The 12,738-nt window shown below is 64.9% G+C and carries 7 protein-coding genes and 4 pseudogenes; all 11 read left to right on the top strand.

The genetic code is table 11. The features are described 5' to 3' along the window. Positions 1–244 (top strand): site-2 protease family protein (locus tag Q427_RS08675; RefSeq protein WP_043512974.1); only part of this gene is annotated, 244 nt, incomplete at its 5' end. A 130-nt stretch (positions 245–374) separates the two neighbouring features. Next, positions 375–2,716: pseudogene (bamA, locus tag Q427_RS08670) on the top strand (outer membrane protein assembly factor BamA). A gap of 25 nt (positions 2,717–2,741) precedes the next feature. Continuing rightward, on the top strand, positions 2,742–3,242 hold the full coding sequence (locus tag Q427_RS08665) for an OmpH family outer membrane protein (protein WP_043512970.1): 501 nt from the start codon (positions 2,742–2,744) through the stop codon (positions 3,240–3,242). A 47-nt stretch (positions 3,243–3,289) separates the two neighbouring features. Beyond that, complete coding sequence (gene lpxD / locus Q427_RS08660) at positions 3,290–4,330, top strand: UDP-3-O-(3-hydroxymyristoyl)glucosamine N-acyltransferase (protein ID WP_043512967.1); 1,041 nt, start codon at positions 3,290–3,292, stop codon at positions 4,328–4,330. A 123-nt stretch (positions 4,331–4,453) separates the two neighbouring features. Beyond that, the gene (fabZ, locus tag Q427_RS08655; protein WP_043512977.1) at positions 4,454–4,897 is read left to right on the top strand and encodes a 3-hydroxyacyl-ACP dehydratase FabZ; all 444 of its coding nucleotides are present in this window, start codon (positions 4,454–4,456) and stop codon (positions 4,895–4,897) included. After that, on the top strand, positions 4,894–5,661 hold the full coding sequence (gene lpxA, locus Q427_RS08650; RefSeq protein ID WP_043512966.1) for an acyl-ACP--UDP-N-acetylglucosamine O-acyltransferase: 768 nt from the start codon (positions 4,894–4,896) through the stop codon (positions 5,659–5,661). Before fabZ ends, lpxA begins: the two co-directional genes overlap by 4 nt. 18 nt (positions 5,662–5,679) lie before the next feature. Further along, a pseudogene (gene lpxB, locus Q427_RS08645) lies at positions 5,680–6,920 on the top strand (lipid-A-disaccharide synthase). Continuing rightward, positions 6,907–7,518 carry a ribonuclease HII gene (gene rnhB, locus Q427_RS08640; protein WP_043512964.1) on the top strand — a complete coding sequence of 204 codons (612 nt, stop codon included), beginning with the start codon at positions 6,907–6,909 and terminating at the stop codon, positions 7,516–7,518. Before lpxB ends, rnhB begins: the two are co-directional and overlap by 14 nt. A 218-nt stretch (positions 7,519–7,736) precedes the next feature. Continuing rightward, positions 7,737–11,236: pseudogene (gene dnaE / locus Q427_RS08635) on the top strand (DNA polymerase III subunit alpha). Between the two features lie 164 nt (positions 11,237–11,400). Continuing rightward, positions 11,401–12,353: pseudogene (gene accA / locus Q427_RS08630) on the top strand (acetyl-CoA carboxylase carboxyl transferase subunit alpha). Then, positions 12,337–12,738, top strand: a 402-nt coding sequence (locus Q427_RS08625; protein WP_043512962.1) for a tRNA lysidine(34) synthetase, incomplete at its 3' end; no start/stop codon positions are given. The pseudogene accA and the gene Q427_RS08625, both read left to right, overlap by 17 nt.

Raw genomic sequence — 12,738 nt, 5'->3', positions numbered from 1 at the left:
CGCTCGTACCGGTCTGGAAAGCTTCGTCAGTTTTCTGGCCTACCTGTCGATCAGCCTGGCGGTGCTGAACCTGCTGCCCATTCCGGTGCTCGACGGCGGCCACCTGCTTTATTATTTCGTGGAAGCGGTCCGTGGCCGGCCGGTTTCCGAGCGGACCCAGGCGATGGGGCTGCGTATTGGTTTGGCGCTGATAGCCACGCTGATGTTGATGGCGCTCTATTTCGATCTGATGCGTCTCTGGTAGCGAGCGACTCTACCCCGACCGGGGGCACAGGGAGAGGTGGAGCCAGGCTCCAACCTTGTCAGTCACCCGCACAAATGTATAAGGTGCCTGTCTGGACAGGCAGGCGGATCAACGCGAGCGAAGCGACTGCATGAATATCAAGACCCTCGGACTGGCGGCTCTGCTGCTGGCCGGTTCCAATACGGTGCTGGCCGAATCTTTTGAAGTGACCGACATTCGCGTGGAGGGGCTGCAGCGAGTTTCCGCTGCCTCCGTCTTCAATGCCTTCCCAGTCAGCGCCCGGGATCGGGTGGATGACCGCGAGCTGGCCGAGGCGGCGCGCAGCCTGTTCGCCACCGGCTTGTTCGATGATATCCAGCTGGCCAGGATGGTGACGTGCTGGTCATCCAGGTGGTGGAGCGCCCCACCATCTCGCAGCTCAACATCAGCGGCAATCGCCAGCTCTCCGAGGATGACCTGCGTCGTGGCCTTCGCGAAGGCGGGCTTGCCGAAGGGCAGGTGCTGCAGCTCTCTACCCTTGAGGAGATCCAGCGCGAGCTGGAGGGCGTCTACCAGTCACAGGGCCGCTACAGCGCGCGCATCGAGACCAGCGTGCGTGAAATCGATGAAGGGCGGGTCCAGGTCGATATCGACATCAACGAAGGGGCCGTGGCCAAGATTCGCCAGATCAACGTCGTTGGCAACCGGGATTTCGACGACGACGAACTGCGCGGTGCCTTCGAGCTCAGCGACCGCCCCGGCCGTTTCTTCGGCTGGTTTTCGCGAGACGAATACTCCCGTGAAGCCTTGGCCGGCGACCTGGAGCGGCTGCGCTCCTTCTATCTCGATCGCGGCTATGTGAACTTCGCCATTACCTCCACCCAGGTATCGATCAGCCCGGACAAGTCGCGGATCTTCGTCACCGTCAATATCGACGAGGGACAACAGTATCGCCTGGGCGACATTCGCTTCGCCGGGGACCTGCAGATCAGCGAGCGTGAGGCGCGGGACCTGCTCCAAGTGGAGAGCGGCCAGATATTCTCGCGTAGCGACGTCACCGCCTCCACCGAAGCGCTGCGCTCCCGCCTGGGTGCCGAGGGCTTCGCCTTCGCCCGGGTCGAGGGTGTGCCGGAGCCCGGTGCCGACGGCTCGACGGTGGATCTCACCATAAGGGTCGATCCGGGACAGCGTGCCTATGTGCGACGTATCAACTTCATTGGTAATACCAGTACCCAGGATGAGGTGTTGCGCCGCGAGATGATCCAGATGGAGGGGGCACCCGCCTCCACCGAGTCGATCAGCCAGTCGCGCCGTCGTCTGGAACGCCTGGGCTTCTTCAGCCAGGTAGACGTGGATACCCAGCCGGTGGCGGGCGAGCCCGACAAGTTGGATGTCACCTATACCGTCGAGGAGCAGCCTTCCGGCTCGGTGTCGGCGAGCATCGGCTTCTCCCAGAGTGCAGGTGTCATCTATGGTGCCTCGCTGGCCCAGAACAACTTTCTGGGGACCGGCAACCGAGTCAACCTCGGTGCCCAGCGCAGCGATACCTTCACCAGTCTCAACTTCGGCTACACCAATCCCTACTGGACCCTGGACGGTATTTCGCGGGGCTACAACCTGTTTTACCGCGAGACCGACTATGCCGATTCGGATATCTCGACCTTCTCCACCGACGCCTACGGCGCGGGCATCAACTTCGGCTACCCGATCAGTGAACTTTCCCGGCTCAACTTCGGTGCCAGCATCGAGGACCTGACGGTCAAGACGTATCGAGACACTCCTTCGGAGATCGTGCGCTACGTCGATGAGCAGGGCGCCGATGCCCAGAGCCTCAAGCTGACCGCGAGCTGGACCCGCAACAATCTGAACCGGGGCATCATGCCCACCTCGGGCAACTACCAGCGTCTGTCGATGGAGACCGCGGCGCCAGGCAGCGATGCGGAGTACTACAAGCTGCGGGCCAGGGCGCAGCAGCTGTTTCCCTTGAACGAGGAGGAGACATGGGCGCTGAAATTCGGCACGACCCTTGGCTATGCCGACAGCATCGGTAGCGACCCCCACCCCTTCTACGAGAACTTCTTCTCCGGTGGCCTCGGCTCTGTGCGTGGCTTCACCGCCAATACCCTGGGTCAGCGCACCACCCCCCGCGAGGCGGGACGTGACCGTACCCTGGGTGGCAACGTACTGGTCGAGGGTAGTGCGGAGCTGCTTTTCCCGATGCCTTTCCTCGAGGACCAGCGGTCGCTGCAGACTGGCTTCTTCATTGATGCCGGTAACACCTTCCTGACCAGCTGTTACCCGGTGGTCGACGGCGACGGTCCCTCGAACTGCTCCTCGGGTGTCGACCTGGGTGAGCTGCGTTACAGTGCCGGTATCGGTCTTTCCTGGCTGACCCCGGTGGGTCCGCTGACCTTCAGTATCGCCGAGCCCCTCAATGACAAGAGCGGCGACGATACCCAGTTCTTCCAGTTCTCACTGGGTCAGACTTTCTGACCCGGCATCGACCAAGGAGTCGTTCATGCGCAAGTTGACTGCCATTCTCTGTGTAGGCCTGTTCAGTGTCTTGGCACTGCCGGCGCATGCCGCCGAGGTCGCCGTGCTGGACTGGCGCCAGGCGCTACTTTCATCCGATGCCGCCCAGCGCTCCATGGAGCAGCTGGAGAGCCGCCTTCGCGGGCAGCAACAGGAGGCCCAGGCGCTGGGTGAGGAGCTGCAGAGCATGCAGCAGCGCCTCCAGGGAGGCAGCTTCTCGGATGCCGAGCGCCAGGCGATGATGCAGGAATTCCAGCAGAAGGGCAGCCGCTTCGAGCAGCTGCGCCAGCAGATCATCGAGGAGCAGATGCGCTCGGAGCAGGAGTTCCTGGAGGAGTCAGAGCCGAAGCTGGAGCGGGCGGTGGAGCAGGTGATATCCCGTCATGGTATCCAGATCCTGGTAGACCCCCAGGGTGTGCTTCACTCCGAGGTTGACCTGCCAAACCTGACTCGGGAAGTGACCGACATCCTCAACTCGCTCAACTGATCTGTCACGGCGGCTTGCCGCCGTGCTCTGCTGACTATCGGGTCTTCATGACGCAACCTGCCCCCCCACAGTTCACCCTCGCCGATCTTGCCGAACAGCTCGGAGCACGGCTGGTGGGTGACGGCACGCGCCGTATCTCGGGCCTGGCTACCTTGCAGGATGCCGGCCCCGAGCAGATCGCCTTCGTGGCCAATCTTTCCTACCTCAGGGGGTTGCACGACACACGTGCTGGCGCGGTGCTGCTACACCCCGAGCATGCGGGCGATTGCCCGGTGGACCATCTTGAGCTCGACAACCCCTACCTTGGCTATGCCCAGCTGTCACGGCTCTTCGACCCGTTCCTGGCCCGCCCGGCGGGCGGCATCCATCCCACGGCAGTGGTGGCCGAAGACGTATGCCTGGGTGCCAGGGTTGAGATTGGTCCCCAGGCAGTCGTCGAGCCTGGCGTTGAGCTGGGCGACGAGGTCGTGATCGGTCCCGGTTGTGTGGTGGGGGCGAATTCACGTATCGGCGCCCGGTCTCGCCTGCATCCCAACGTGACCGTCTGTCACGGAGTCACCATCGGTGAGCGGGCCATCCTGCACAGCAACTGTGTCATCGGAGGCGACGGCTTCGGTTTCGCCCATGACGGAAAGCGCTGGCACAAGATTGCCCAACTGGGCGGCGTGGTGCTGGGCGACGATGTCGAAGTCGGCAGCTGCTCCAGCATCGACCGCGGGGCGCTGGGCGACACCGTCATTGGCAACGACGTCAAGATCGACAGTCAGGTGCAGATCGCCCACAACGTGCGCATCGGCGACCACAGCGCCCTTGCCGGTTGTGTCGGCATCGCCGGTTCGACACGGGTGGGGAGCAACTGCATGCTCGGTGGTGGTGTGGGGCTTGCCGGCCATCTGACGATCTGTGATGGGGTACAGGTCACCGGCATGAGCCTGGTGACCAACTCGATTCACGAGCCGGGGGTCTACTCGTCGGGTACCGGTGCGATGCAGAACGCCCAGTGGCGCAAGAATGCGGTGCGCTTCAAGCAGCTCGACGATATCGCCCGCCGCCTGGCCAAGCTGGAAAAGCGCAACCCGGAGGGTTGAGACGAAGTCTGGCGACGCTATAATCCTTCGCCTGCCTTTGTCTCCCTGCAGGCATTCTGGAAAGCCGGATGCAACATGCAAATGCTGCTCCGGCTTTCCTACTTCCTTTCAGAGGTCGCTACGATGGTAATGGACATCAACGAGATTCGTGATTATCTGCCCCACCGCTATCCCTTCCTGCTGGTGGATCGGGTCACGGAGCTGACACTTGGCGAACTGATCGTTGGCTACAAGAACGTCAGCATCAATGAGCCGTTCTTCAACGGTCACTTCCCGCACCACCCGATCATGCCCGGTGTGCTGGTGCTCGAAGCCCTGGCTCAGGTGTGCGGCATTCTGGGGTTCAAGACCGTCAACAAGCTGCCCGCCGATGGCTATGTCTACTATCTCGTGGGCAGTGACAACGTGCGCTTCAAACGCCCGGTCATGCCCGGCGACTGCCTGGTGCTGGAGGCTCGTGTGGAACGTGAAAAGCGGGGCATCTGGAAATTCGCCTGCCGTGCTACCGTAGGAGGCGAGCTGGCCTGTGAGGCCGTCATCATCTGTGCCGAGAGGAAGGTTGCTTGATACATACCACTGCCATCGTCGATCCCCGTGCGCGCCTGGCCGAGGATGTCGAGGTCGGACCTTTTACCGTGATCGGGCCCGACGTCGAGATCGGGGCCGGCAGTCGAATAGGCCCTCATGTCGTGATCAAGGGGCCGACCGTGCTGGGCGCTCGCACCCGCATCTTCCAGTTTGCTTCGGTGGGCGAGGATTGCCAGGACAAGAAGTACGCCGGGGAGCCGACGCGACTGGTAATGGGGGACGACAATATCATCCGCGAGGGGGCGACGCTGCACCGCGGCACCGCCCAGGATCGAGGTGAGACCGTCATTGGCTCGCGCAACCTGATCATGGCCTATGTCCACGTGGGGCATGATTGTCTCATCGGCAACGACTGCGTGCTCGCCAACCAGGTGACCCTGGCCGGTCATGTCACCCTGGGCGATTTCGTCATATTGGGCGGGCTCGCCGCGATCCACCAATTCTGCCATTTTGGCTCTTATGCCATGGCCGGCGGTGGCTCGATCATCACCAAGGACACGCCGGCCTTCGTGATGATCAACGGCAACCCGGCCAGGGCTCATGGCCTCAACCTGACGGGGCTGAAGCGCCGTGGTTTCTCGAAAGAAGCGATCAAGGCGCTGAGCGAATCCTACAAGCTGGTCTATCGCCAGGGGTTGACCGTCGAGCAGGCGCTGGTTGCCATCCGCAGCCGTTTCCCGCTGCCCGAAACCGAAGCCTTTGCCGCCTCCATCGAGGTGTCCTCCCGTGGCATCGTGCGCTGACGTGGACGTGATGCGGCCATGACGGTGAGACGTGTCTATATCGTGGCCGGTGAGCTCTCCGGCGACAATCTGGGTACCGGCCTGATGCGCGCCCTCAAGGCACGCCACCCGGATGTGGAATTCCGTGGCATCGGCGGACCGGGCATGATCGGCGAAGGTATGGAGAGTCGCTTTCCCCTGGAAACCCTCTCGGTGATGGGCCTGGTGGAGGTGATCAAGCACCTTCCCGAACTGATCCGCGTGCGCCGCCACCTCAGGGCGGATGCCCTGGCCTGGCAGCCGGATATCATGATCGGAATCGATGCGCCCGACTTCAATCTCGGCCTGGAAAGGCAACTGCGTCAGGCGGGCATCACCACCGCGCACTATGTCAGCCCCACGGTATGGGCCTGGCGGCAGGGTCGGATCAAGGGGATCGCTCGCTCCGTCGATGCCATGCTCACCTTCCTGCCCTTCGAGGCCGCCTTCTACGCCAGCCACCGGATCCCGGTGGCCTTCGTCGGCCATCCGCTGGCCGACGAGCTGCCGCTGACCAACGATCGCGCCATGGCCCGCGCCGCGCTGGGGCTGGATTCAGGCACGGCCGTGCTGGCCCTGCTGCCGGGGTCCCGGGCCAACGAGATCCGCTTTCTCGGCGACACATTCCTCGACGCCGCCGAGCAGCTGTGCCGAACCCGGCCCGGGCTACAGGTGGTGATTCCTGCAGCGACGCCGAAGCGGCATGAAGAATTGAAGGCGTTGCTGGCGGCACGCCCCGGCTCGCCGGCCGGGCACTGCTGCTCGAAGGCCGTGCTCGGGAGGCCATGGTGGCGTCTGACGCCGTCCTGCTGGTATCGGGTACCGCGGCGCTGGAGGCAATGCTCTGCCACCGCGCCATGCTGGTGGCCTACAGGATGGCACCGGCCACCCACTGGCTGGCCAGTCGACTGGTCAAGACCGAATGGATCTCTCTCCCCAATCTGATCGCCCGGGAGACCCTGGTGCCCGAGCTGATCCAGGAAGCGGCCAGCGCGCCGGCCATCGCCGCACGCCTGGGCGAAATGCTCGACGATGACGACTACCGCCTGGCATTGGAGTCGCGCTTCGCCGAGATGCATGCCGGACTGCAGCGCGATGCCAGTCGCCGAGCCTGCGATGCCATCGAAGCACTGGTGGAGGGGCGCGCCCTCCCCGAGAGCGTGTCGCCCGCGAGTGCCATGGCCGCCGCCGAGGCGGGAGCGTCCCCAGGAGAGAGGGCACGGACCGATGACGCCCTGTGACCTCCCCCCCCTGGTCATCGACTACCAGGGCAGCCTGCTGGCGGGTGTCGACGAGGTGGGACGCGGACCGCTGGCTGGCGCCGTGGTGGCCGCGGCCGTGATTCTCGACCCGGCCAGGCCCATTGCTGGGCTGGCCGACTCCAAGCAGCTGACGGCAGAGCGCCGCCAGCGGCTCGACGGAGAGATTCGCCAGAAGGCCCTGGCCTTCGCCGTGGCCGGGGCGTCGGTCGCCGAGATCGATACGCTCAACATCTACCACGCCACCCATCTCGCCATGCGCAGGGCCATCGATGCCCTGTCGCCGGCTGCCGAGTACCTGCTGGTGGACGGTAATCGTCTGCCCGGGCATCATGTCCCCGGCCAGGCGGTGGTCAAGGGCGATGCCCGCCACCCGGCCATTGCCGCGGCCTCCATCCTCGCCAAGGTGGCCCGCGATGCCCAGATGATGGCCCTCGACGGCCGCTTTCCCGGGTATGGCTTCGCCCGCCACAAGGGCTATCCGACCCGCGAGCACCTGGCGGCCCTGGAGCGCCTTGGCGCGCTGCCCGAACACCGTCGCTCCTTCGGCCCCGTCAAGCGCCAGCTGGCGCTGTTCTAGCTAGCCCCTGATAGCGAGGGGCGCCGGGGATAGGCTCAAGGGGAGGTCCGATTCCAGGGAGGGAATCGGTAGCGTACAAGGAGGAATTAACAGCGCCTCCCCGCAGGCCTATCGCTGGATCAGCCCGAGCGAAGCAGGATGCGATAGCCTATGCCATACCGCAGGTCCAATAGCCTGGTTTCCGTACCGACCATTTACCGCCAAGCTTCGAGCCCCTTATGACCACGCCCTTCGTACATCTTCGCGTTCACACTGAATACTCGCTGGTCGACGGTCTGGTGCGGCTCAAGCCGCTGATCAAGGCCACGGCCGAGCGGGGCATGCCCGCACTGGCCGTCACCGATGAGGCCAACCTGTTTGGCCTGGTCAAGTTCTACCGCGGCGCCCAGGGCGCCGGGCTCAAGCCGATCATCGGCGCCGATCTGTGGCTGGCCAACCCCTTCGACGAGGGCCATCCCTTCCGCCTGACCCTGCTGGCCATGAACGATGTCGGCTACCGCAACCTCACCGAGCTGATCTCCCGCGGCTGGATGGAGGGGCAGCGACAGGGCAGGGCGCTCCTCGACCGTGCCTGGGTGTTCGAGCAGAGCGAGGGACTCATTGCCCTGTCCGGCGCCCGGGACGGCGAGATCGGCCGTCACCTGCTCTCCGATCACCGGGACGAGGCCCGGGCGCTGCTGGACGAGTGGAACGCCGCCTTTCCGGGACGCTTCTACCTGGAGCTGGTTCGTACCGGCCGCCCGCTGGAGGAGGAGTGCGTGCATCTCTCGGTGGCCCTGGCCACGGAGACCGGCACGCCGGTGGTGGCCACCAACGACGTGCGCTTCCTCGAACGCGACGACTTCTGGGCCCATGAGACCCGGGTCTCCATCGGCGAGGGGCGTGCGCTGGACGACTCGCGGCGCGAGCGGCGCTACACCGAGGAGCAGTACCTCAAGAGCCCTGAGGAGATGGCCGATCTCTTCTCGGACATTCCCGCTGCGCTCGAGAACAGCCTGATGATCGCCGCACGCTGCAGCGTGGACGTGCGGCTGGGCGAGATATTCCTGCCCGAGTTCGAGATTCCCGAGGGCATGACCCAGGACGAGTTCTTCCGCAAGGTCTCTCACGATGGCCTCACCGAACGGCTCGACTTCCTGTTCCCGGCGGAGCGTTATCCGCGGGACGGGGCGGAGTATGCCGAAATCGACGCCCGCTATCGCAAGCGGCTGGATTTCGAGCTCGACATCATCATCCAGATGGGTTTCCCCGGCTACTTCCTGATCGTGATGGACTTCATCCAGTGGGCCAAGGACAACAATGTCCCCGTGGGGCCGGGGCGTGGCTCCGGCGCCGGTTCGCTGGTGGCCTACGCCCAGAAGATCACCGACCTAGACCCGCTGGAGTACGACCTGCTGTTCGAGCGCTTTCTCAACCCGGAGCGGGTCTCGATGCCCGACTTCGACGTCGACTTCTGCATGGAGAAACGCGACCGGGTCATCGAGTACGTGGCCGACCGCTACGGGCGCAACGCGGTGTCCCAGATCGTCACCTTCGGCACCATGGCCGCCAAGGCGGTGGTGCGCGACGTGGCCCGGGCCCAGGGCCGGCCCTACTCGCTGGGGGACAAGCTCTCCAAGCTGATCCCTTTCGAGGTGGGCATGACCCTGGCCAAGGCGATCGAGCAGGAACCGGCGCTGAAGGAGTTCATCGACAACGACGACGAAGCCAGGAAATCTGGGAGATGGCAATCAAGCTGGAGGGGATCACCCGCGGCACCGGCAAGCACGCCGGCGGCGTGGTCATCGCCCCCACCAAGCTCACCGACTTTGCACCGCTGCTGTGCGACGAGGAGGGCAATGGCCTGGTCGTTCAGTTCGACAAGAACGACATCGAGGAGGCCGGGCTGGTCAAGTTCGACTTCCTGGGCCTGCGGACCCTGACCATCATCGACTGGGCGCTGGAGATGGTCGACAAGGTGCGGGCGGCGGCCGGCCAGGGGCCGCTGAACATCGACACCATCCCACTGGATGATGCCCCCACCTTCGAGATGCTCAAGCGCGCCGAAACCACGGCGGTGTTCCAGCTCGAATCCCGCGGCATGAAGGAGCTCATCAAGCGCCTGCTGCCGGACTCCTTGGAGGACATGATCGCCCTGGTGGCGCTGTTTCGCCCCGGCCCCCTGCAGTCGGGCATGGTCGACGACTTCATCAACCGCAAGCACGCGCGCGCCGAGATCTCCTACCCGCACCCGGACTACCAGCACGAGCTGCTCAAGCCGGTGCTGGAGCCCACCTACGGCATCATCCTCTACCAGGAGCAGGTGATGCAGATCGCCCAGGTGCTGGCGGGGTACAGCCTGGGCCAGGCCGATATGCTGCGCCGGGCCATGGGCAAGAAGAAGCCCGAGGAGATGGCCAAGCAGCGCGCCGGCTTCATGGAGGGCTGTGCCGCCAACGGCATCGACAAGGAGCTGGCGGGCAATATCTTTGACCTGGTGGAAAAGTTCGCCGGCTACGGCTTCAACAAGTCCCACTCGGCGGCCTATGGTCTGGTCTCCTACCAGACCGCCTGGCTCAAGTCGCACTACCCCGGTCCCTTCATGGCGGCGGTGATGTCCACCGAGATGGACAATCTCGACAAGGTGGTGCCGCTGATCGAGGAGTGTCGCCATCTGGGGTTGACCGTGACCCCGCCGGACGTCAACGTCGGCGGCTACAAGTTCACCGTCGATATCGAGGCCCGGGTAGTCTACGGCCTGGGTGCCATCCGCGGCGTGGGCGAAGGGCCCATCGGTGCCATCGTCGAAGCGCGCGAAGCCGGCGGTCCCTTCACCGACCTGTTCGATTTCTGCCGGCGGGTCGATCCCCGGCGCATGAACAAGCGTACCCTGGAGGCGCTGATCCGCTCCGGGGCGCTGGACAACCTGGGCCCCAACCGCGCGGTGCTCAGTGCAGCGATGGAGGCCGCGCTCAAGGCCGCGGCTCAGACCCAGACTAACCAGAACCTGGGCATGGTCGACATGTTCGGCGAAGCCTTCGCCGACGAGGCGGAGGCGGACCCCTACGAGGCCTATCGCCAGGTTCGCGAGTGGACCGACAAGGAGCGCCTGGCCGGCGAGAAGGAGACGCTGGGGCTCTACCTCACCGGCCACCCCATCGACGAGTACGAGCAGGAGCTCAAGCGCTTCGTCTCGACGCGTATCAGCGACCTCAAGCCCTCCCGCGAGCCGCAGCGGGTCGCGGGCCTGGTGGTGGGGGTGCGCACCATGAAGTCCAAGCGCGGCGATACCATGGCCTTCCTGACCCTGGACGACCGCACCGGACGCATCGAGGCCTCGTTGTTCGGCGAAATGTTCGAGGCGCTGCGAGGCCAGCTCGACACCGAGCAGGTGCTGATCGTCGAAGGGGAAGTCTCCAGCGATGACTACTCCGGGGGCCTGCGCCTGCGCGGCAAGGAGATCACCCCCATGGTGGCGGCGCGCAGCCGCTATGGCGAGGCCGTGGAGCTCTCCCTCGACGGGGGGCGAGTCAACGGACGGCTGGTCGACAACCTCCGAGACAGCCTCTCGCCCCATTGCGATGCCAGCGGCCTGCCGGTCCGGCTGCGGTATCGCAACGGCGAGGCCGTCGGCTGGCTGGAGCTGGACGCTCAATGGCGGGTCGCACCCTCTGACGAGCTGATGATCGCGTTGCGCGAGGTGGAAGGGCAGGACGGCGTGCGATTGAAGTATCGATAATCTGGCTGCGGGCCCCGGCGCCCCTGGCTAGCGATAACTCCACGCACCCTGCCTTGCGCCGTGCGGTGAGGGTGCGATAATGCCCGACACTCGAATTTTTGGCTTCCGGGGCAAGAGCGGTCGACATACCCCGGCGACAGCAATGACAAGGCGGCCTAGCCACTATGAATCCCAACTACCTCGATTTCGAACAGCCCATCGCCGAGCTCCAGGCCAAGATCGAAGAGCTGCGCCTGGTCGGCAACGACAGCCAGGTCAATCTCAGCGACGAGATCAGCAGGCTCGAAGAGAAGAGCCGCAAGCTCACCGAGTCGATCTTCAAGGACCTGAGCCCCTGGCAGGTGTCGCAGCTTTCGCGCCACCCTCAGCGGCCCTATACCCTGGACTACCTCGAGCACATCTTCACCGACTTCGACGAACTGCATGGCGACCGGCGCTTTGCCGACGATCCGGCCATTGTCGGCGGGGTGGCACGGCTGGACGACCGCCCGGTCATGGTCATCGGCCACCAGAAGGGCCGCGAGGTGAAGGAGAAGGTGCGCCGCAACTTCGGCATGCCGCGCCCCGAGGGCTACCGCAAGGCGTGCCGGCTGATGGAGATGGCCGAGCGCTTCAAGATGCCGGTGCTGACCTTCATCGACACCCCCGGGGCCTATCCCGGCATCGATGCCGAGGAGCGCGGTCAGTCGGAAGCCATCGCCTATAACCTGGCGGTGATGTCGCGCCTCAAGACACCGATTCTCGCCACCGTGGTGGGCGAGGGCGGCTCCGGCGGGGCGCTGGCCATCGGCGTCTGCGACGAGCTGACCATGCTGCAGTACTCCACCTACTCGGTGATCTCCCCGGAGGCTGCGCCTCGATACTGTGGAAGAGCGCCGAGAAGGCCTCCGACGCGGCCCAGGCCATGGGTATCACCGCCGAGCGGCTCAAGGAGCTGGGCTTCGTCGACACGCTGATTCCCGAGCCGCTGGGCGGTGCCCATCGCCATCCGGTCGATACCGCGGAGCGGGTCAAGACGGCGCTGCTGGCCAGTCTCGACCGTCTGGAGGCCATGGATACCGAGGCTCTCCTGGAGCGCCGGTATGAGCGCCTGATGAGCTATGGCGCACCAGCATAAGAGAGAGTCGCTACAGCCACTGATTGACGACGCCCTGGCGGAAACCCCGCCGGGGCGTGTCGTCTGGGTGGCGCTTTCGGGTGGGCTGGATTCCTCGCTGCTGTTGACCCTGGCGGCGGACGCCATTCGGCGCCATCCCCGCCGCCTCCATGCGCTCCACGTCAATCATGGGCTACAGGCGGGCGCCGACGGCTTCGAGATTCACTGTCGACGGCTCTGCTCCCGTCTCGGGGTGCCCCTGTTCGTCGAACGGGTAACCGTCCCGCTGACGCAGGGTCTGGGGCTGGAAGGGGCGGCGCGCCAGGCCCGCTATGCCGCCTTCGAGCGCCGGGTTGCCGCCGGCGAGACCCTCTGGCTCGCCCAGCACCGTGACGACCAGGCTGAG

It is taken from the genome of Halomonas sp. BC04 (assembly GCF_000568385.1).
This window is presented reverse-complemented; position numbering and strand designations above follow the sequence as displayed.